Source organism: Aeromonas sanarellii, from assembly GCF_000820085.1.
GTDB lineage: Bacteria > Pseudomonadota > Gammaproteobacteria > Enterobacterales > Aeromonadaceae > Aeromonas > Aeromonas sanarellii.
Map to the genome: position 1 here is coordinate 64,828 of NZ_CDBN01000038.1, position 18,695 is coordinate 83,522.

The 18,695-nt window shown below is 64.0% G+C and carries 20 protein-coding genes; 8 read left to right on the plus strand and 12 right to left on the minus strand.

Going from position 1 to position 18,695, the window contains the following annotated elements; genetic code table 11:
* Window positions 1–49 precede the first annotated feature (49 nt).
* A complete protein-coding gene (gene cmk / locus BN1132_RS07680) occupies window positions 50–742 on the minus strand; it encodes a (d)CMP kinase (protein WP_042076515.1) in 693 nt (230 codons plus the stop codon).
* Window positions 743–1,005: 263 nt separating this feature from the next.
* Here cmk and ribA point away from each other — a divergent pair, with 263 nt between their 5' ends.
* On the plus strand, window positions 1,006–1,599 hold the full coding sequence (gene ribA / locus BN1132_RS07685; RefSeq protein WP_042076516.1) for a GTP cyclohydrolase II: 594 nt from the start codon (window positions 1,006–1,008) through the stop codon (window positions 1,597–1,599).
* Between the two features lie 64 nt (window positions 1,600–1,663).
* On the opposite strand, the gene BN1132_RS07690 is transcribed toward ribA, so the two are convergent.
* Window positions 1,664–2,572: a LysR family transcriptional regulator gene (locus BN1132_RS07690; RefSeq protein ID WP_042076518.1), complete on the minus strand. Its 909-nt coding sequence runs from the start codon at window positions 2,570–2,572 to the stop codon at window positions 1,664–1,666.
* 93 nt (window positions 2,573–2,665) lie between these two features.
* Here BN1132_RS07690 and BN1132_RS07695 point away from each other — a divergent pair, with 93 nt between their 5' ends.
* Window positions 2,666–3,907: an MFS transporter gene (locus tag BN1132_RS07695; protein ID WP_042076519.1), complete on the plus strand. Its 1,242-nt coding sequence runs from the start codon at window positions 2,666–2,668 to the stop codon at window positions 3,905–3,907.
* Here BN1132_RS07695 and BN1132_RS07700 read toward each other — a convergent pair.
* The 5 genes from BN1132_RS07700 to BN1132_RS07720 form a co-directional block, all read right to left on the minus strand.
* Complete coding sequence (locus BN1132_RS07700) at window positions 3,892–4,446, minus strand: VOC family protein (RefSeq protein ID WP_042076521.1); 555 nt, start codon at window positions 4,444–4,446, stop codon at window positions 3,892–3,894. The two genes, BN1132_RS07695 and BN1132_RS07700, sit on opposite strands and share 16 nt — an antisense overlap.
* Entirely contained in the window at window positions 4,440–5,204 is a 765-nt protein-coding gene (locus BN1132_RS07705) for a hypothetical protein (RefSeq protein ID WP_042076523.1), read from the minus strand. The genes BN1132_RS07700 and BN1132_RS07705 overlap by 7 nt, the downstream gene beginning before the upstream one ends.
* A gap of 153 nt (window positions 5,205–5,357) precedes the next feature.
* A complete protein-coding gene (gene nfsA, locus BN1132_RS07710; protein ID WP_042076524.1) occupies window positions 5,358–6,083 on the minus strand; it encodes an oxygen-insensitive NADPH nitroreductase in 726 nt (241 codons plus the stop codon).
* 67 nt (window positions 6,084–6,150) lie between these two features.
* Window positions 6,151–7,713, minus strand: a complete 1,563-nt coding sequence (locus BN1132_RS07715) for an AbgT family transporter (RefSeq protein WP_042076525.1) — start codon at window positions 7,711–7,713, stop codon at window positions 6,151–6,153.
* A gap of 154 nt (window positions 7,714–7,867) precedes the next feature.
* Window positions 7,868–9,808 carry a putative bifunctional diguanylate cyclase/phosphodiesterase gene (locus BN1132_RS07720; protein ID WP_042076652.1) on the minus strand — a complete coding sequence of 647 codons (1,941 nt, stop codon included), beginning with the start codon at window positions 9,806–9,808 and terminating at the stop codon, window positions 7,868–7,870.
* Window positions 9,809–9,977: 169 nt separating this feature from the next.
* Between BN1132_RS07720 and BN1132_RS07725 the strand changes: the two genes are divergently transcribed.
* The 4 genes from BN1132_RS07725 (at window position 9,978) to BN1132_RS07740 (ending at window position 13,260) form a co-directional block, all read left to right on the plus strand.
* A complete protein-coding gene (locus BN1132_RS07725) occupies window positions 9,978–10,679 on the plus strand; it encodes a DUF2982 domain-containing protein (RefSeq protein WP_042076527.1) in 702 nt (233 codons plus the stop codon).
* Between the two features lie 82 nt (window positions 10,680–10,761).
* Window positions 10,762–11,706 (plus strand): LysR family transcriptional regulator, encoded by a 945-nt coding sequence (locus BN1132_RS07730; RefSeq protein ID WP_042076529.1) that lies wholly within the window; start codon window positions 10,762–10,764, stop codon window positions 11,704–11,706.
* Window positions 11,707–11,752: 46 nt separating this feature from the next.
* A complete protein-coding gene (locus BN1132_RS07735; RefSeq protein WP_042076531.1) occupies window positions 11,753–12,775 on the plus strand; it encodes a response regulator in 1,023 nt (340 codons plus the stop codon).
* A gap of 53 nt (window positions 12,776–12,828) precedes the next feature.
* On the plus strand, window positions 12,829–13,260 hold the full coding sequence (locus tag BN1132_RS07740) for a PAS domain-containing protein (RefSeq protein WP_042076534.1): 432 nt from the start codon (window positions 12,829–12,831) through the stop codon (window positions 13,258–13,260).
* Window positions 13,261–13,323: 63 nt separating this feature from the next.
* Here BN1132_RS07740 and ltaE read toward each other — a convergent pair whose 3' ends face one another.
* From ltaE to BN1132_RS07755, 3 genes are all read right to left on the minus strand, one after another.
* A complete protein-coding gene (gene ltaE, locus BN1132_RS07745; protein WP_042076536.1) occupies window positions 13,324–14,340 on the minus strand; it encodes a low-specificity L-threonine aldolase in 1,017 nt (338 codons plus the stop codon).
* An 86-nt stretch (window positions 14,341–14,426) separates the two neighbouring features.
* Window positions 14,427–15,134 (minus strand): Rossmann-fold NAD(P)-binding domain-containing protein, encoded by a 708-nt coding sequence (locus tag BN1132_RS07750; protein ID WP_042076537.1) that lies wholly within the window; start codon window positions 15,132–15,134, stop codon window positions 14,427–14,429.
* A 75-nt stretch (window positions 15,135–15,209) separates the two neighbouring features.
* Window positions 15,210–15,617, minus strand: a complete 408-nt coding sequence (locus tag BN1132_RS07755) for a transcriptional regulator (protein WP_042076539.1) — start codon at window positions 15,615–15,617, stop codon at window positions 15,210–15,212.
* Between the two features lie 157 nt (window positions 15,618–15,774).
* Here BN1132_RS07755 and BN1132_RS07760 point away from each other — a divergent pair, with 157 nt between their 5' ends.
* Window positions 15,775–16,674: an aldo/keto reductase gene (locus tag BN1132_RS07760; protein WP_042076542.1), complete on the plus strand. Its 900-nt coding sequence runs from the start codon at window positions 15,775–15,777 to the stop codon at window positions 16,672–16,674.
* A gap of 70 nt (window positions 16,675–16,744) precedes the next feature.
* Here BN1132_RS07760 and BN1132_RS07765 read toward each other — a convergent pair whose 3' ends face one another.
* Both BN1132_RS07765 and BN1132_RS07770 read right to left on the minus strand, forming a co-directional pair.
* The gene (locus BN1132_RS07765) at window positions 16,745–17,023 is read right to left on the minus strand and encodes an RNA recognition motif domain-containing protein (protein ID WP_167335702.1); all 279 of its coding nucleotides are present in this window, start codon (window positions 17,021–17,023) and stop codon (window positions 16,745–16,747) included.
* A gap of 211 nt (window positions 17,024–17,234) precedes the next feature.
* Entirely contained in the window at window positions 17,235–17,777 is a 543-nt protein-coding gene (locus BN1132_RS07770) for a hypothetical protein (RefSeq protein WP_042076546.1), read from the minus strand.
* Between the two features lie 173 nt (window positions 17,778–17,950).
* Here BN1132_RS07770 and mepA point away from each other — a divergent pair, with 173 nt between their 5' ends.
* Window positions 17,951–18,694, plus strand: a complete 744-nt coding sequence (gene mepA / locus BN1132_RS07775; RefSeq protein ID WP_042076547.1) for a penicillin-insensitive murein endopeptidase — start codon at window positions 17,951–17,953, stop codon at window positions 18,692–18,694.
* Window position 18,695: the final 1 nt, after the last annotated feature.

The window sequence follows — 18,695 nt, forward strand, 5'->3', positions numbered from 1 at the left end:
CGGGGTTGTTTTTAATTATCTGCGCCATCCGTGGTGCAGACGACTGGCATCAGCTCGCGCCGATGTCACCAAGTTGTTGCTCCGCATAGGCGAGTACCGTCACCAGCACTTCATCTATGGTCATAGACGTTGAGTCTACCACAAGAGCATCTTCCGCGGGTTTCAGGGGGGCGACGGCGCGATTTCTGTCGCGATCATCACGTTCCCGAATCTCGGTTAAAAGACGCTCAAAGTTAACATCAAAGCCCTTATCTTGCAACTGCTTATAGCGGCGCTGGGCCCGCTCCTCGGCGCTGGCGTCGAGGAAGATCTTCACCTCGGCCTCGGGGAAAACCACTGTGCCCATGTCGCGGCCATCGGCGATGAGGCCGGGAGCCTGGCGGAAGGCACGCTGACGGCGCAGCAGGGCTTCGCGCACCCGGGGGAAGACGGCGACCTTGCTGGCGGCATCGCTCACTTCCTGGGAGCGAATGGTACGGGAGACATCCTCCCCTTCCAGCACCACCTTGACCAGATCCCCATCGACCTGGAACTGCACGTCCAGGTTGGCGGCCAGGGGGACCAGCGCGGCTTCGGAGTCAAGCTCCACATCGTGATGCAAGGCCGCCAGGGCCAGCACCCGATAGATGGCTCCGGAGTCGAGCAGGTGCCAACCCAGTTTCTCTGCCAACAGCTGGCACAGGGTGCCCTTACCGGCTCCACTCGGGCCATCAATTGTCATAACAGGGGCCATACGAGCCATAACTTTTCTCCTGCGTACTCGGCATCTTGACGGGTTGCCCGCATCCCTGATCGGGATGGGATAATGGGCGCCGATTATACCCGAATGCATCGACGCTGGCAGTTGTCAGGGCGCACAATTGCGCAAAAGTCGTCGCGATTGCGCCAATTCTGACCGATCTGCTAACCCCCTCCTCGCGCAAGGTTTTGTTCTTATGGTTGTTATGCACAAGGCGCGCTACACTAGCCGCCCTTTTTCAAGCAGCTGTAGTCAGGAGCAACCATATGAGCAGCGTTACCCTCGTGGCCAAATCCAAGTTGCCGACCCCCTGGGGCACTTTCACGCTGGTTGGTTTTCAGGAAACCGGCACTGGCAAGGATCATGCCGCGCTGGTGATGGGCGACATCACGAACGGTGAACCCGTGCTGGGGCGCATCCATTCCGAGTGTCTGACTGGGGATGCCCTGTTCAGCCTGCGCTGCGACTGCGGCTTCCAGTTGCAGGCCGCCCTGGAGAAGATCGCCAAGGCAGGCCGCGGCGTCCTGCTCTATGTCCGTCAGGAAGGGCGCGGCATCGGCCTGCTCAACAAGATCCGCGCCTATCACCTCCAGGATCAGGGCGCCGACACCGTCGAGGCCAACGTGGCGCTGGGCTTTGCCGCCGACATGCGCGACTACACCATCTGTGCCGATATGCTGAAGGCCCTGGAGGTCAAGTCCCTGCGCCTGATGACCAACAACCCGCGCAAGATGAAGGCGATGGAATCCTTTGGCATTCCGGTGGCGGAACGCGTGCCGCTGCAGGAAGGGCGCAACCCCCACAACGAGTTCTACCTCTCCACCAAGGCGAACAAGCTGGATCACCTGTTCAAGAAGTGATGCCCGGCGAGTCAGCGCCGACATGAAAAACGCCTCCCGTTGGAGGCGTTTTTTGTGGGTGCCGTCACCGCGGGCGGCGGCCCCTGGTGGGGCCATCCTCGGGCGAGGCCTGGGACAATAGAAAATCCCGCAGCGCCCGGTTGGCCATGGAGAGGGGGTCCCCCCGCCGCCAGGCTACGCAGAGATCCAGGAAGATGGGCGGCGCGAAAGGCACGCCGGTGAGCGCCGGCTCCTCCTCCAGCGCCATGCGCAGAAAGGTGGTCACGGCGAATCCCTGCCGCACCACCGCCTTGAGCAGTGGTATGAGGTTGCTCTCGAAGGCGATATTGGGCTCTAGCCCAAGCCCCTGCGCCAACACCTCCATGTGCTCCCTGTGGTAGAACCCCCGCCGGAACATGGCGAGCTCCTGGCTGAAAAACTGCGGCAGCGAGACGGCATCCGCGCCTCGCAGCGGGTGCTCCTCCCCCACTACCATCAACATCTCTTCGCGCAGCAGCTGAGCCCCCTCGAGGGCCGGCGGCAGATCGCTGGTGATGAGAATGGCGAGATCCAGGCTGCCGTCCACCATGCGGCTGAGCAGCTCCCGGGTACCCGCCTCCTCCACCCGGATCCTAAGACCCGGATAGCGGTGCTTGAAGGCCATCAGGATAGGGGGAAAATAGTAGGACCCCATCATGTAGGGAATGCCGATGCGCACCTCCCCCCGCTCCAACCCCTTGAGCTCGGCCATCTCGGCCTCGGCCTGGTGCATCTGGCGCAGCAGCCGTTCGGCATGACGGCAGAGCACCTCTCCCTCAGGGGTGAGGCGCACGCTGCGATCTTGGCGGTCGAACAGCCGCAGATCGAGCTGCTGCTCCAGCTTGGAGATGGCCATGCTGACGGCCGGTTGCGCCACGTGCAAGCCCTGGGCGGCCTTGGTAAAGGAGCCCGCGTCTCGCACCGCCAGCAGGTAACCGAGCTGTTTCAGATCCATATCAATTCCATTTATCAGACTGATAACTTAAATATATTATATTTATATAAAGCGACCCACTACTCTGCATAAAAGTCGTCGGGACACCTCCATATGATCGAAGTCGGAAGTCGCGCATGGATACGCGCCACCCTGGCCCTCAGCCTGGGCTCCTTCCTGGTATTTCTCAATCTCTACCAGACTCACCCCCTGCTCCCCCTCCTGGCCGAGGTCTTCTCGGTCAGCTCCCTGTCCGCCAGCTGGACCCTCGCCGGCTGCACCGCCGGGCTCGCGGGCTCCCTGCTCATCTGCGCCCGTCTGGCGGACCGATTCGGACGGCGGCGGATCATGCTGTGGAGCCTGATCGGCGCCATCCTGCTCTCCCTGTGCATCCCCTGGGTGACCCGCTTCGATCTGCTGGTGAGCCTGCGCATCCTGCAGGGGGCCCTGCTGGCGGGGTTGCCGGCCACCGCCATCGCCTACATGGGGGAAGAGTTCAGCAAGCGCGCCCTGATCGTCGCCGTCGGGGTCTACATCGCCGCGAACTCCCTCGGCGGCATCGCGGGCCGGGTGGTCGGCGGCCTGCTGGCCGGCTGGTTCGGCGACTGGCAGCACACCTTCCTCGGCATCGGGGCCATCAGCCTGACCCTGTTGCCCCTGGTCATCTGGCTGCTGCCGGCCCAGACCCGCTTCGTGGCCGTGGAGCCCGCTCCCGGCCAGCTGCGCCGCGCCATCCAGAGTCACCTAGGCAATCCACTCCTGGTTGGAGCCTACCTCATCGGCGGCCTCAACTTCATGGTCTTCTTGAACCAGTACAGCTACCTCACCTTCCTGCTGGCCAAGGCCCCCTTCTCCCTGCCGACCCAGTGGCTCGGCATGCTGTTCCTGACCTACCTCACCGGCACCCTAGCCTCCTCCCTGAGCGGCCGCGGCGCCCATCGCTTTGGGGCACAGCGCATGCTGCTGGCGGGAATAACCCTGATGGCGCTCGGCAGCCTCGCCCTGTTGCAGGGAACCCTAGTCGCCATCATAGGGGGACTGCTGGTCTCGAGTTTCGGTTTCTTCCTCGCCCACGCCTGCGCCAGCGCCTGGGTCGGCCAGCACGTGGAGCACGACCGGGCGCTCGCCTCGTCGCTCTATCTGGTGGGGTACTACCTGGGGGCCAGTCTGGGTGGGCTCTATCTGCATCCCTTCTGGGAGCGGGGGGGACTAGGGGGATTGGTGCTCGGCATCGAGCTGGTGCTGGGGGTGACCGCCGCCTTGAGCCTCTGGCTCGGTCATCTCAAGGGGCGCGCGGCGCCGCCCCCTCCCGTCACCCGGCACGGCGTTCGGCCGTCAGTTCACAGGCCGTCGTAATAGTCCAGCGGGACCGGCACCACGGCGCCGGTACACAGCTCTTCGTCGATCACCTCGCTCAGAGGGCGCAGATGAAACTTGATCTGCCCCGAGGGCAACATCAGGCCCACGTCCGGGTTGCGCCTGTCGTCGATGTTGGCCGTCTTGAAGGCCACGCCGGGATGGGCCGCCACCAGGGCGTGCAGTGACGGCACCACCAGCTCGATATGCTCGAGACCGGCCTGATGGCTGCGACCCGCCTTGGGGGCGGCCAGCTCGATGCAGGGCACGGTGACCTGTTGCCAGCAGACGGGCTGGTGCAGGCGATAGGTGGCGATGGGGCGGCCTCCTATCATCCCCTCCACCAGCAAGACCCCGTGGGCAGCCAGTGCCTCTTTCAAGTCCAAGTATTCCGGCAGGGTGGCAGCCCGGTAGCAGAGGTGATCCACCACGGGGAACGCGGAGCCCCCAATGACGGCCTGCATTTCCGTGAGCAGTTGGCAAACGAATGGGGCCATGGGCCCCAGCGTGGAATCCAGTGGATGAGACATGATCACCATTTCTTCTTCGGTTGGAACAGGACGTCCAGTTCGTCCGCCTCTTTGTCCTTGATGTTCTGCAGCTCCTTCTCGCTGTGCTGCTGCAGGTGTTCTTCCAGCTGCCGCATCCCCTGGCGCATGTCCTCTTCCCGCGCCAGCAGGTAGGGATCCTTGTCGGAGACATTGGCCAGGGCGCCGAGCCCCTTGGTATAGAGCTGACGGCAGGTGCCGTACTGCCCCTGGATCTGGGCATCCATGGCCCGCTTGAGCAGGTTGGCGATGTTGATCTTGAGCTGCATCAGCTCGAGGCGGCGATCCTCCTGGGCGAACCCCTGGGGATCTATCTTGCCCTTGTTGTGCTCCACCCGCAGCACGGCTCGCATCTTCTTGGCCAGTTGCAGCATCTGGATGGCCTGGCGGTCGGACTCCGGCGTCTTGAAGTGTCCCTCGTCCTGGCTGCTGTAATTCTCCTGCACATTCTTGATCTGGGTCTGGACGTCGGCGATGCGCTGCTTGATCTGCACATTGGGCATCACCAGGGCGATGGCGCGATAGGCATCCAGGATGCGGTGCTGCATCAGCAGTACCATGTTCTTGGAGAAGGGCACCAGGTTGACGTTCAGCAGCAGCTCTTCGGTCTCGTCCGCCACGGCCTTGTGACGGGCGATGGCCTGGCGCTTGTCGGCCTCGGCCTTCTGTTTGTATTGCTGCACCACGTTGTAGGCGATGACCAGAAACAGGAGTGCGCCGATTGACAGCAATATCAAGGTTAAAATCATAGGGTGTTCACACTCCAGTCCCAATCCAATTGCGAGATCCTACAACAGCTTAGCCCCGTAGGGTAGCGCCCAGATCCCAGCGTGTCTCACAACAACGCAACCAAGTGACAGCCATCTCCATGGCGTCATGCTCCATATCGCCCGCCGCCTCCATTACTTGAGGCAAAAACCCTTCGACTGCAGGAAGCCCAGCATGAAGGGTCTGGCCTCCTTGCCGAGGATGGCCTTGATCTGCCCGCTCCAGGTCTGCTCTTTGTTGTTGCTGCTGCGCGCCTGGTAGTAGTCGTGGATCTGCCGATCATATTGGGCCAGCAGGGCGCGATCGAGCGTCTCTGGATAGCGGTTCTCGTGCACCACCAGGGCACGGGGCAGCCGCGGCTTCTGCTCGGGCTGCTGGGCGGGATGGCCCAGGCAGAGGCCGAACAGGGGGATCACCTGATGGGGCAGACCCAGCAGCTCGCTCACCGCAGCCGGGTTGTTGCGGATGCCGCCGATGTAGACGCCGCCCAGCCCCAGGGACTGGGCGGCCAGCAGCGCATTCTGTGCCATCAGGGCGCCGTCGATGGCACCGATGAGGAGCTGCTCCACGAAGCCGGTCCGGGCCTCCGGTACTATCTGGCTGTGGCGCTGGTAGTCGGCACAAAACAGCAGGAACTCCGCCGCCTCGGCCACGTAGGCCTGGTGGCCGGCCAGCTCGGCCAGACTGGCGCGCAGCCCCTTGTCCGTCACCCGGATGATGCTGTTGGCCTGCAGGAAGCTGGAGCTGGCGGCGCTCTGGGCGGCGCTCAGGATCTGATCGAGTTGCTCGGCACTGACGGGCTCCGGCGTGAACTGGCGAATGGAGCGATGGGAAAGGATGAGATCGATGGTCGGGTTCATGGTACCTCCGCAGTGGAGGCCACACTGTACCCAAAAAAAGCGAGGGGCCCAAGGCCCCTCGTCACCCTCAGGGGGCAGGATAGACATAGGGAGCCTGCAACCCGAGCGGGAACCCCAGCGCCCAGTAGAGCAGCAGGAAGCACGTCCAGCTCACCAGGAAAGCCAGGGAATAGGGCAGCATCATGGAAACCAGGGTACCGATGCCCGTGCTCTTCACATACTGCTGGCAATAGACCACCACCAGGGGGAAGAAGACCATCAGCGGGGTGATGATGTTGGAAGCGGAATCCCCCACCCGATACGCGGCCTGGGTCAGCTCCGGCGAGATCCCCACCGCCATCAGCATGGGCACCAGAATGGGGCTGATGAGGGCCCACTTGGCGGAGGCCGAGCCCACCACCAGATTGACGGTGGCGGTGAGCAGTATCATGCCGACTATGGTCACCTCGCCGGGCAGTGCCAGGGCGTGCAGCACCTCGGCGCCGGAGAGCGCCAGCAGGGTTCCCAGGTTGGAGTCACCGAACGCCTTGATGAAGAGGGCGCAGAAGAAAGCCATCACCATGTAGGAGCCCATCTTGTTCATGGTGGCGGACATGGCATCGATCACGTCCTTGCCGCTCCTGAAGCTCCCCGCCACGAAGCCGTAGACGATGCCAGGCAGGATGAAGAGCAAGAAGATGAGGGGCACGATGGACTTCATCACAGGGGCGGCGAAGGTGGTGAGAGAACCGTCCGGCGCCCGCAGCGGCGAGTCGCCCGGCGACAGAGCCAGCCCCAGCAGCACCACGGCCGCCAGCATGGCGAAGCCGGCCCAGTTGAAGGCACGGCTCTCCCGTGCGCTGTAACGCCCCATCTCGTCGGCGCTCGCCAGATCCTCGTTGAGCGCGACGTGCCTGAGACGCGGCTCCACCACCCGCTCGGTGACAAACCAGCCCACGCAGATGATCAGCAGGGAGGAGGCACCGGTGAAGATGATGTTGCACAGGGTGTTGACCATGTAGCCGGGGTCGAGCAGCTGGGCGGCCGACTGGGTGAACCCCTGCAGCAAGGCGTCCCCGCCGGAGGGGAGGAAGTTCGCGGCGAAGCCGCCGGAAACCCCGGCAAAGGCCGCGGCAATCCCCGCCAGCGGGTGGCGACCCGCCGCATGGAAGATGATGCCGCCGATGGGGATCACCAGCACATAGCCCGCATCCGCCGCCGTGTGGCTGACGATGGCCACCAGGATCAGCATGGGGGTCAGGAAGCGCGCCGGGGTGACCTTCAGGAGTTTCTTGAGGCCGGTGTTGATGAAGCCGGACTGCTCGGCGACCCCGACCCCCAGCATGGCCACCAGGACGATGCCAAGCGGCGCAAAGCCGGTGAAGGTGGTGACCATGCTGGCCAGAAACTCCGCCAGCCCTACCCCGGTCAGCAGGTTGTTGACCACCACCGCCTCCCCGGTGCGGGGGTTGACCAGATCGAAGGTGAACTGGGAGAGCACCCAGGAGCCGACCCAGACGATCAGCAGGGCGTAGAGGAACAGCATGGCGGGATCCGGCAGCTTGTTGCCCGCCTTCTCGACCCCGTTCAGGAAGCGGTTCAACCAGCCACCCGGGCTGGCGGGACGCTCGTTCACTGCGGCTTGACTCATAGTGGTGATACTCCATGACCAGGAAATGAGCGCGCAGGCTAGCGATAACGTCTAATGAATCCCATGATATGAGACAAATATTCGATTAATTATGTTTAATTTGGCATGTCACACTTCATAAATGGGACATGCCGCACACTTATCGGCAAGGATCTCAACGACTTGCCAGCGGATAGTGACCGATCCGGCACCGGACCCCGAACCCAGATGCCACCACCTCTTCCGGGGTCATGGGCGGGCTGAACAGGAATCCCTGGAAGACGTGGCAACCCTGGGCCTGCAGGGCCGCCAGCTCGTGCTCGTCCTCCACCCCTTCCGCCAGGATCCCGAGCCCCAGGCTGGTGGCCATGGCCACCGTGGCCCGGATCACCGGCAGGTTGAGGCCGACCACGAAGGAGCGGTCCAGCTTGATGGTGTCGATGGGCAGGCGGTTGAGGTAGGCGAGCGACGAGTAGCCGGTGCCGAAATCGTCGATGGCGATCTTGATCCCCTGCTCGCTCAGGGCGTCGAGGATCTCGATGCAGCCCTTCATGTCCAGCATCAGCACCGTCTCGGTCAGCTCCAGGGTCAGCAGGCCGGCATCGACCCCGAACTCCTCGAGCTGCTGGGCCACCAGCTCGGGCAGGGCCGCGGAGAGCTGGAAGCCCGAGAGGTTGACCGAGACAGGCACCCGCCGCTGCCACTGGCGCTGCCACTCCCCCATCTGGGCCAGCGCGGTGGAGAGCACCCAGCTCCCTATCTCGCGGATGAGGCCCATCTCCTCGGCCAGCGGGATGAACTCCGCCGGCGAGACGTGGCCGAGCACGGGGTTGTACCAGCGCACCAGCGCCTCCAGCCCGATGAGCCGCAGCTGGGCCACGTCCACCTGGGGTTGATAGCGCAGGCTGAGCTCCCCCCGGCCGACGGCCTTGGCCAGAAACTGCTTCAGGGTCAGCTTGCGGTGCAGGCTCTGCTGCATGCTGGGAGTGAAGCGCTGCCAGCGCAGGCGCCCCATCTGCTTGGCCTGGTACATGGCCATGTCGGCGCGGGTGATGAGGTTGTCGCCGTCATCGGCATCGTCCGGGTAGATGGCGATGCCGATGCTGCCGCCTATGGTGACCTCGGGCACGCCGCTCAGCTGCAGCGGCTTGCTCATCTGGGAGAGCATGAGATCCGCCACCTCCTGGGCCCGCTCGCTGGCCTGGCTGAGGGGCACCAGGGCGGTGAATTCGTCCCCGCCCAGGCGCGCCAGCTCCACGTCCCGCGGGCAGATCTGCTTGAGCCGCCCGGCCACCCGCTCCAGCAGGCGATCCCCCGCCTTGTGGCCGTAGTTGTCGTTGACCAGCTTGAAGTTGTCCAAGTCCATGAACACCAGGGCGAAGCGCCCCCCCATGCCGCAGTAGGCTTCGAGGGATTTCATCAGCCCATAGCGGTTGAGCAACCCGGTGAGGGAGTCGTGCCAGGCCAGGTGGCGGTGCTCGAGCTCCTCGAGCTTGCGATCCGTGATATCCCTCATGGTGAGCAGGATCCGCGCCCCCTGCTGGATGTGGCGGAACTGGTACTGGAACCAGCGCATCCCCTTCTGGGTACGGCACTCCCCCTCGGCCACCACCTCGTCCAGACGGGAGAGGCGACGATAGAAGGCCTCGTCCGCACCGGAGAAGATCTGGGGCAGGCTCTGGACGCCGCCACCGAAGCACATGTCGAAGTGATGGTTGCCGCTCTCGAGTCGCCCCTCGTTGTCAAACAGGCAGGCCAGGGTATCGCCGGTGGCGAGGGAAGACTCCTGATAGAGGGTGTCCGCATCGATGACCGCCTCCGCCATCATCATCTGCCGTCCGGCGAGCTGGATGCCGGAGAGGCGCAGGTAGACCTGCTTCTTGACCCCCTTGGGAGAGAGGGTCCACCACTCGTTGTAACTGCGGTCCTGCTGAAAATCCCCGAGATAACGCTGCAGCAGCAGGTCGATGGCGGCAGCCATGTCGGCCGAGAAGTCCCGGGACTGCAGCTCGGCAAGGGAGCTCGCCTCCCACAGCCCGAGCGCGGAACCATTGGCCCAGTAAATATGATGACGCTGGATGTCGTAGACCCAGACTGGCGTGTGGAGCACGTCCATCACGGTGAGCAGGCGTTCGTCTAGCGTATTCATGTTGAGTGATGATTCATGCTGAAAACTCATGGCCGAACCAGCCGGGATCCCCCTCTGGCAGGAGCGATCGCGCTGGTACAAAATCCGTTCCGGCCCATAATCGGGTAACGAGCATGTGAAAAAAGGCCGAAATCATATGAAAACGCTACATGTGATCCCCATGGTCAGAAGAAATGGACTCACACTGGTATTGTTGGGCATGGTTATAACCATTGCTATGATTTTTATACTTTTTTTCCTTCGTGAACAACTACTAATGCCCGCCATTTCCCTCCTCCTGGCGGGCCTGGTGACAGTTCTTGTCGGGGCGCTGAAACTGGGTGAGCCTCATTTTAGTCTCTCTTTGTGTCAGGATTGCCTGCAATATCACCACAAGTACGGCGGCTGGATACTGAAATGGAGAAATATTCAGCGAATTGACCAACCGCGTATCCATTTGGGGTGGGATCTGGTGGTGTTGCCCTACATAGGCCTGAAGATCAAGGATTACGACGCTTTTTTGACGCTGATCACACCCAGGCTCGCCGTCCGCCTGCTGACCGAGCAGCGCGCCGTGCTGCTGCAGTCCATGCAGAGCGAGCGCCCAGATTGCCCCCTCGGGGGCTGCGGCAGCGGGCTGCTGGGAGAGGGTCTGCTGGAAGAGAGCAGCTTTCGCTCCCCCTCGGGCCGGCATTACGAGGGAGTGATCGCCATGCTGGGCAACCGCATGACCCGATTGCGGGATCTGCTGGGCTACGACCTGCTGGTGCCGGACAACAGCCTGGACAGACCCCCCGCCGACTTCGTCCATCTGCTCCATCAATACCAGCGCGAGTCGAATCTAATCCAGATCAATTAAACGCCGGATTGCGCTTGCCAAGCCTGGTGACTCTTCATAAGGTCACTGGTTTGTCACAGCCAGAACACCCCCTGAACCGCTTATGAAGTACATCGAAGAGTTCTATCTGTTCGTCAAGGTGGTGCAAGAGGGCGGTTTCTCCCACGCCGCCACCGCGCTGGGCATGCCCACCGGCACCATCAGTCGACGGATCTCCCAACTGGAAGAGCAGCTCGGATGCAGCCTGCTGCACAGATCCACCCGCAAGCTGCGCCTCACCGACGAGGGGCTGCGCTACTACGAACGCCTGTGCACGCCGCTGGCCGAGATCGAGCAGGCCACCGGCGAGATCCGGGGAGAGGAGACGGACATCAGCGGCCTCATCCGTCTCGCCGCCCCCATCGCCCTCTCCAACACCATACTGGTCGACATGCTGGCCGACTTCGGCCTGCGCTATCCCGGGGTGCAGTTCGACATCCGCCAGGCCAATGACCATGCCCCCCACTGCGATCAGGACAGGGACCTGGTCTTCTTCAACGGCGAGCTCTCCCAGACCCTGCCCAATGCCCTCTGCCTGGGTCACATCGAGTACGGCCTCTTCGCCTCCCCCCTCTATCTCGAGAAGAAGGGAGTCCCCTCCCATCCGACCCAGCTGGAAGAGCACGACCTCATTCACTGCTGGCCCCATCAGTACTGGCAGTTGAGCGGACGGGACGAGCAGACGGTCTGCATCAAGCGCCCTCCCCGCCTTTGCATCGACCAGACCCAGGCCGCGGTGCGGGCAGCCCGGCGCCACCTCGGCATCGTCAACGCCCCGCAGCACTACGTGCACCCCTTCCTGCAGGATGCGCAGCTGGTCCCTGTGCTGCCGGACTGGCAATCGGGGAAGCGTCCCTTCTACATGCTCCATTGCCAGCCCCAGTTCACCCCGTTGCGTGTTAAGATGTTCGCCGATTTCGTCGAGAAATATTCCGCACGCTATCGCACCCATCGGCGGGACGATCAATTTTTACCGGCGCTGCCGCTGCCCGTTGCATCTGACGGCTGATGACCCACACTTAGCGCAATCTTCGTTGCACAGGTCGGCTAACACTATGAATGTATTGATATGTGATGACTCCGGGTTCGCACGCAAACAGCTGGTGCGCGCCCTGCCTGCCGACTGGCCTGTCACCCTGCACCAGGCCGCCGACGGCCTGGAGGGCGTCGAGCAGATCCTGATGGGCCACGGGGACCTCATCTTTCTGGATCTCACCATGCCCGAAATGGACGGTTACGGCGTGCTGGAGACCCTCCGGCAGGAGGGGCTGCGCAGCAAGGTGATCGTGGTCTCCGGCGACATCCAGCCGGAAGCCCACGAGCGCGTCATGGCGCTCGGGGCCCTCGACTTCATCAAGAAGCCGGCCTCCCCGGAAACCCTGCTTGCCCTGCTCCAGCGGCACGGCCTGTGGCAGCCGGCGGTGCGGACGCCCCTCTCCCTCACCCAGCCCGTTGCCGGACAAGTCCCCGTCGACGCCCCCGCCCTGCTCACCCCCGAGCTGCGGGATGTCTATCAGGAGCTCGCCAACGTCGCCATGGGCCAGGGGGCGGATCTGCTGGCCCGTCTGCTCGGTGCCTTCGTCCAGCTCCCCATCCCGAACGTCAACGTGCTGGAGGTCTCCGAGCTGCACATGGCGCTCTCGGCGGCCGCCGAGTCGGACACCCTCTCCGCGGTCTGCCAGGGCTTCATCGGTGCCGGTATCGCCGGCGAGGCGCTCCTGCTGTTCCACGACGCCAGCTTCCAGGATATGGCGCGGCTGATGAACCATCAGGGGGCGCTGGATCACGGCGCCGAGCTGGAGCTCTTGATGGATACCGCCAACGTGCTGATCGGCGCCTTCCTGCGCGGCTATGCCAACCAGCTCGACACCCCCTTCAGCCAGGGCCACCCCGTGGTGCTGGGCCAGCACAGGCCCATCCAGGAACTCATTCGCACCAACCAGAGCCGCTGGCGCCGCACTCTGGCCATCGAGATCAACTACCGGGTGCAGGGCTACGCGGTGCAGTGCGACCTGCTGCTGCTGTTTACCGAAGACTCCATCGCCACCATGAACCACAAGATCATGCATATGCTCTGACCGCTCCCCGGCGGCAGCAACCATCAACCCAGGCACAACCACCAGGAGTGACCATGGAAATTCGGGAATTTCATTGGCTGATGAACATAGTCCAGAACCTGGACGTGGGGCTGGTCGTGCTCGACAGGGAGTACAGGATCCAGGTGTGGAACGGCTTCATGGAGAGCCACAGCGGCCGGCTGGCCGGCGAGGTGCGCGATCAGGGACTGTTCGCGCTCTTCCCCGACGTGGACAAGGCCTGGTTCGAACGCAAGGCCAACATGGTGTTCAAGCTCAACAACCGGGCCTTCAGCACCTGGGAGCAGCGCCCCTATCTGCTGCGCTTCTCCAACTACCGCCCCATCACGGGCTCGGCCCCCTACATGTACCAGAACCTGACCCTGGTCCCCCTGGCCGACTTCACCGGAGAGGTCACCCACCTTGCCGTGATGATCTACGACGCCACCGACGAGGCCATGCTGATCACAGGCCAACGCCAGGGCTGATCCCGCGGAACGACCACAACAAGGGCGCCATCAGGCGCCCTTGTTGTATGGTGGTGACCGCACTCAGTCGCTCACAAACTCGGTGAACGCGTCGATCACCTCGTCGATGTCGTCGTCGGTGATCTGCAGGTGGGTGACCAGCCTGAGTTCCCCGTAGCCGGAGAAGAGGATGCCGCGCTCCTTCATGAAGGCGAGCAGCTCTGCACTCTCCCCCTTCGCCAGGCGCAGGAACACCATGTTGGTCTGCACCTCACCGCCACTGAGCTCTATGCCCGGCAGGGCGGCCAGCCCCTGCGCCAGGCGCCTGGCGCGGCGGTGATCGTCCGCCAGCCGGGACACGTGCTGATCCAGGGCGAACAGGGCCGCCTGGGCCAGGATCCCTCCCTGGCGCATGCCGCCCCCCAGCATCTTGCGCAGCCGCCTGGCCCGCGCGATGAAGGCATGGGAGCCCACCAGCAGGGAACCGACCGGTGCCCCCAGCCCCTTGGAGAGGCAGACGGAGATGCTGTCGAAGGGGGCCGCGATGGCCGCCACCGGCTCCCCGCTCGCCACCACCGCATTGAACAGGCGGGCGCCGTCCAGGTGCAGCGCCAGGCCGTGCTCGTCGACGAACTCGCGCATGGCGTGCAGGTAGTGCAGGGGCAGCACCTTGCCGTTATGGGTATTCTCGAGGCAGACCAGGCGCGTCTGGACGAAGTGGGCGTCGTCGGGCGCGATGGCAGCCCGCACGTCCTCGAGTGCCAGGGTCCCGTCCGCCTGCATGGGGACGGATTGCAGCGCCACCGAGCCCAGCACCGCGGAGCCCTGCGCCTCGTAGCGATAGATGTGGGAAGCCGCTCCTAGCACGGCCCCTTCCCCGCGCTGGCAGTGGCTCATCATGGCCAGCAGGTTGGACATGGTGCCGGATGGCACGAACAGGGCCGCCTCCTTGCCGAGCAGTTCGGCCCCCCGGCGCTCCAGCGCGTTGATGCTGGGATCTTCCCCGTAGACATCATCGCCCACCTCGGCATGCAGCATGCTCTGGCGCATGGCCTCCGTGGGCTGGGTCACGGTATCACTTCGTAAATCGATATAGCGCATGTCATCCTCCTGATGCAGGACGATGACATTAACCAGCCGGGACCCGACTGGCAAGAAACGGGAGGCGGGAATGTGAGCCCGGCGGTCTACCAGGGCAGCGGTTGGCCCTGCAGATCCAAGAAGCTGCCGGACTGGGACGGGGTGAGGGTGCCGATGAGATCCAGCAGCCGAGGGGCCACCAGGGCGGGATCCTGCAGCAGGGCCGGATCCGTCTCCTGGCGGAAGGGCTGTTGCATGGGGGTATCCATGAGCCCGGGGTGCACAGTGATGACGCCGGCCCCCGGAAAACGTTCGGCCCACTCCCCCGCCAGGATCCGGGATCCCATGTTGAGGGCGGCCTTGCTCATCCGGTAGCTGTAGCGGCGCATGGGCTCCTGATGGGCGGCCCCCAGGCTGCCCGCCAGATCGGAGAGGGTGCAGAGCCAGAGCCGGCTCTCGGACGTCATCAGCCTGCTCAGGCTGGCCCCCAGGGCCAGGTGGGGCCAGGCATTGGCCTGCAGGCTCTCGCAGAGCCACCCCGGCTCCACCTCCTCCACCCGCCGCTCCGGCATGTGGGCGAGATCGTGCAGCAGGCCTATGGTGTTGATCACCACTGTGGGCAGGGAGTCCCCGTCATAGAGGGTGAACAGGGCCTCGAAGGAGAGCGGGTCCACCTCCTGCAGCGGGAAGTAACAGGCGGGATCCAGCCCCTTGGGCAACTGCCTGCCCGCCAGCAGCCACTCGTCGCCCCGCCTGGCGAGCTCATGGGCCAGCGCGATCCCCAACCCGCCACTGCCCAGGATCAGATAGCTCATCTGCGTGTCCTTGGATTTGTTCACTGCTTAGAGGGTATCAGAAGAATGGCGGGTTGCCGCACGCAGCCCCCGGGCTCAGGCCTCCGCCAGATGGCGACCGAATTCCCGCGCCCGCGCCAGATCCAGAAAACCGTCCGCCTGCTTGTGGCTGCGCAGGAACTGGTAGTAGGCGAGCAGGGTCACCAGCTGATCCTCGTCCGGCATCGGCTGCCCGGGGTGTTTCTCCTGCACCAGGGTCCCCGCCGCCGCCAGCGCGTCCCTGTCCACCACCTCGGCCTGGCGATAGAGGTAGCCGCAACCGGTGGCGAGCCACTCCAGGGAGCAGTTGGCCCCCATGGCGATCTGGTTCGCCTTGCCAAGGCCGGGCTCGGCCCCCTTCAGATATTTGCGGATCAGGGCCTCGCTCAGCCCCACCTTGCGGGCGAAGGCGCTCACGCTGCCCTCCCCGATCAGGCTCTGCAGCCTGGCGGCAAATCCTTCCATCACACTCTCTCCGTCATGCCGGCCCCCTGGGAGACTCAGAACCATAGTTCGAATTCACGCAGGGGGCATTATTGCCTTGTCCGCCGGAAGAGACCAAGATGCTGGCAATATTCTTTGTCCCTTTCGTTGTCGTCTCGTTATCCGTAGAGGAGTCACCATGTCCGTATCCCGCCTCGCCTTGCACGATCAGGGCCCCACCTTCTCCCGCCTCATCATGGGCTACTGGCGCCTGATGGAGTGGCAGCTCTCCCCGGCCGCCCTGCTGGATCTGATGAAATACCACCTGGACCTCGGGGTCACCACCATAGATCACGCCGATATCTACGGCGGCTACCAGTGCGAGGAGGCCTTTGGCCATGCCTTGCGTCTGGAGCCCTCCCTGCGCCACAAGATGGAAATCGTCAGCAAGTGCGGCATCGCCCTCACCGCCAACCCGGCGCACGCCCTCAACCACTACAACACCGGCAAGGCGCACATCATCGCCAGCGCCGAGGCCTCCCTGCAAAAACTCGGCACCGATCACCTGGATCTGCTGCTGATCCACCGCCCCGACCCCCTGATGAACGCCGACGAGGTGGCCGAGGCCTTCATCGCGCTCAAGCAGGCGGGCAAGATCAAGCACGCCGGGGTCTCCAACTTCACGCCCCACCAGTTCGCGCTGCTGCAGTCCCGCCTGCCCTTCCCCCTGGTCACCAACCAGCTGGAGATCTCGCCGCTGCATCAGGAAGGCACCCTGGATGGCGCCCTGGATCAGTGCCAGCAGCTGCGTATCAAGCCCATGGCCTGGTCCTGCCTCGGCGGCGGGCGACTGTTCAACGATCCCGCCTATGGCGCCCTGCGCGCAGAGCTCGAGCAGATCAGACAGGAAGTGGGCGCCCAGCATATCGAGCAGGTGGTCTACGCCTGGGTGATGATGCTGCCGAGCCAGCCGCTGCCGCTCATCGGCTCGGGCAAGCGGGAGCGGATCGCCGCCGCCGTGGCGGCCGAGTCCATCCAGCTCAGCCGTCAGCAGTGGTTCCGCATCCGCAAGGCGGCCCTGGGGTACGATGTGCCCTGATGTCGCCAGAGAGCAGTGAAAACAAAAACGGCATGGAGCAATCCATGCCGTTTTCCGTTATCGAGACGATTCAACGATGGCGCTGGGGGCGACCACGGGGTGCATCTGTCTTCGGTTTGGCCTGATTGACCGTGATGGTGCGGCCGCCGACCTCGGTGCCATGCAGCCCGGCGATGGCCTTCTCGGCATCCCCGTTGACAGGCATTTCAATGAAGCCAAAACCCTTGGACTGACCGGTATCCCGGTCGATGATGATATCGACCTTGTCTACCTGCCCAAATTGGCTGAACACGGTTGTCAGTTCGTCGGCCGTCATCCGGTACGACAGATTACCTACGTAAATCTTCATGCCATCCACTCTCGATTCAAGGTGCCTTGTCTATGCATCCACCGATCAGGGAGTAAGGGCACAACCCCCCGCCGGACCCGCCATGGCATCATGCCGTGGCACTTCCCGCTTCGCATTCCAAGTGGTTGATCTCTTGGACTATCGGAGCAGAAAAGATCAAATCGGATCAGAGGCAGTATCTGAGCTTTGGGTTGAATTGTCGAGAAAATAGTCAGGCCGGGTGCAGGGTGGCCAGCAGCCTGTCCAGCGCACGGCGACCGTGCCACGCCCGCTTGAAGCCGAAACGATAGACCCCGGGGGCCACCTCGTGGGTGCCCTCCCGGGTCAGCCCCAGCAAGGCGGTGGCCTCGGCCAGGGCCTCGTCATCCAGCCCCAGATCCAGGCTGACATCGAGCCACTGGCCGTCGTGACCCACCTTGCGCTCCCGCACCATGGCCACCAGCGCAGCTCTGGGCAGGGCCAGCGCCCTGTCCTCGCCGCCGTTGAGCAGATAGAGGTGGCTCTCATCCCAGGCGAGCTCCGCCAGCCGCCACCGCTGCCAGTTGCGCGGCAACGCCATCATCACCAGCACTATGCCGCCAAACACCAGCCCCACCCAGGGCAGCAGCCCCATGTCGGGATAACCCAGCCAGAGCGCGGCCACTACTGTGCCCAGGCTCGCCAGCAACAAGACGCTCATGACCCCGTAGAAGCGCCGGGCCGGAGGCATCAGCCAGTTCACGTTCTCCTGCGTCGCCAGCTCGCTGACTCTCATGTGTCCTTCTCCTCATGTGATGCAAACGGCCATGCCGTTTCGCGTTGCCGCGCATTGTGCGCGAGCCGGCCCGCGCGTTGCAACCGATGCGCGGCGCGGATGACGGCCGGCAGGCACTCTTGGTATGCTTGGGGCTGTCTGAGCCCGCACAGGGCGCCATCCCCGGGAGTCCCATGTTCGCCACCGCCCTGCTGTTCACCACCAGCGCACTCTATGCCGAAGCCATCGGCGGCTACTCGGCCGGCTGCCTGAGAAATGCCGTGGCCCTGCCGCTCGAAGGCCCTGGCTATCAGGTGATCCGCAGCAAGCGGCTGCGCTATTACGGCCACCCGGATCTCATTCACTACCTGCAGGAGCTGGCGAACCGGACCCGGCTGGCCGGCATGCCGGATCTCTACATCGCCGATCTCGCCATGATGCTGGGGGGCCCCTTCACCTCTGGCCATCGCAGCCACCAGACCGGCCTCGATGCGGACATCTGGTTCCGGATGGCCGACAGGCCCATCAGCAAATGGGAGCAGGATGCCCCCAGGGAGTGGGCGCTGATCGACGAGCCCAGCTACCGGATGCTGCCCGGCCGATTCGGCCCGCGGCAGCTCAACCTGCTGCGCCTCGCGGCCGATCGCCCCGAGGTGGCGCGCATCTTCGTCAACCCCGTCATCAAGGCCGAGGTGTGCAAGCAGGTCCCCGGTGAATCCTGGGTCGCCAAGCTGCGCCCCTGGGTCGGCCACTTCAGCCACTTTCACGTGCGCCTGCGCTGCCCGGCGAACAGCCCGGACTGCCAGCCCCAGGCCCCCATCCCCCCCGGCAACGGCTGCGGGGAGGAGCTGGCCTCCTGGCTCAAGGACAAGCCCCAGTTGCCCAAGGTGTCGATGAGCTACCGCGCCCCCGTGCTGCCCAGGCGTTGTGAGGGCTGAC

What these genes read in the sequence shown, in the direction of transcription:
- cmk (WP_042076515.1), bottom strand. Translation starts at nt 742, where the DNA reads ATGGCTCGTATGGCCCCTGTTATGACAATTGATGGCCCGAGTGGAGCC.
- ribA (WP_042076516.1), top strand. Translation starts at nt 1,006, where the DNA reads ATGAGCAGCGTTACCCTCGTGGCCAAATCCAAGTTGCCGACCCCCTGG.
- BN1132_RS07690 (WP_042076518.1), bottom strand. Translation starts at nt 2,572, where the DNA reads ATGGATCTGAAACAGCTCGGTTACCTGCTGGCGGTGCGAGACGCGGGC.
- BN1132_RS07695 (WP_042076519.1), top strand. Translation starts at nt 2,666, where the DNA reads ATGATCGAAGTCGGAAGTCGCGCATGGATACGCGCCACCCTGGCCCTC.
- BN1132_RS07700 (WP_042076521.1), bottom strand. Translation starts at nt 4,446, where the DNA reads ATGGTGATCATGTCTCATCCACTGGATTCCACGCTGGGGCCCATGGCC.
- BN1132_RS07705 (WP_042076523.1), bottom strand. Translation starts at nt 5,204, where the DNA reads ATGATTTTAACCTTGATATTGCTGTCAATCGGCGCACTCCTGTTTCTG.
- nfsA (WP_042076524.1), bottom strand. Translation starts at nt 6,083, where the DNA reads ATGAACCCGACCATCGATCTCATCCTTTCCCATCGCTCCATTCGCCAG.
- BN1132_RS07715 (WP_042076525.1), bottom strand. Translation starts at nt 7,713, where the DNA reads ATGAGTCAAGCCGCAGTGAACGAGCGTCCCGCCAGCCCGGGTGGCTGG.
- BN1132_RS07720 (WP_042076652.1), bottom strand. Translation starts at nt 9,808, where the DNA reads ATGGACGTGCTCCACACGCCAGTCTGGGTCTACGACATCCAGCGTCAT.
- BN1132_RS07725 (WP_042076527.1), top strand. Translation starts at nt 9,978, where the DNA reads ATGAAAACGCTACATGTGATCCCCATGGTCAGAAGAAATGGACTCACA.
- BN1132_RS07730 (WP_042076529.1), top strand. Translation starts at nt 10,762, where the DNA reads ATGAAGTACATCGAAGAGTTCTATCTGTTCGTCAAGGTGGTGCAAGAG.
- BN1132_RS07735 (WP_042076531.1), top strand. Translation starts at nt 11,753, where the DNA reads ATGAATGTATTGATATGTGATGACTCCGGGTTCGCACGCAAACAGCTG.
- BN1132_RS07740 (WP_042076534.1), top strand. Translation starts at nt 12,829, where the DNA reads ATGGAAATTCGGGAATTTCATTGGCTGATGAACATAGTCCAGAACCTG.
- ltaE (WP_042076536.1), bottom strand. Translation starts at nt 14,340, where the DNA reads ATGCGCTATATCGATTTACGAAGTGATACCGTGACCCAGCCCACGGAG.
- BN1132_RS07750 (WP_042076537.1), bottom strand. Translation starts at nt 15,134, where the DNA reads ATGAGCTATCTGATCCTGGGCAGTGGCGGGTTGGGGATCGCGCTGGCC.
- BN1132_RS07755 (WP_042076539.1), bottom strand. Translation starts at nt 15,617, where the DNA reads ATGGAAGGATTTGCCGCCAGGCTGCAGAGCCTGATCGGGGAGGGCAGC.
- BN1132_RS07760 (WP_042076542.1), top strand. Translation starts at nt 15,775, where the DNA reads ATGTCCGTATCCCGCCTCGCCTTGCACGATCAGGGCCCCACCTTCTCC.
- BN1132_RS07765 (WP_167335702.1), bottom strand. Translation starts at nt 17,023, where the DNA reads ATGAAGATTTACGTAGGTAATCTGTCGTACCGGATGACGGCCGACGAA.
- BN1132_RS07770 (WP_042076546.1), bottom strand. Translation starts at nt 17,777, where the DNA reads ATGAGAGTCAGCGAGCTGGCGACGCAGGAGAACGTGAACTGGCTGATG.
- mepA (WP_042076547.1), top strand. Translation starts at nt 17,951, where the DNA reads ATGTTCGCCACCGCCCTGCTGTTCACCACCAGCGCACTCTATGCCGAA.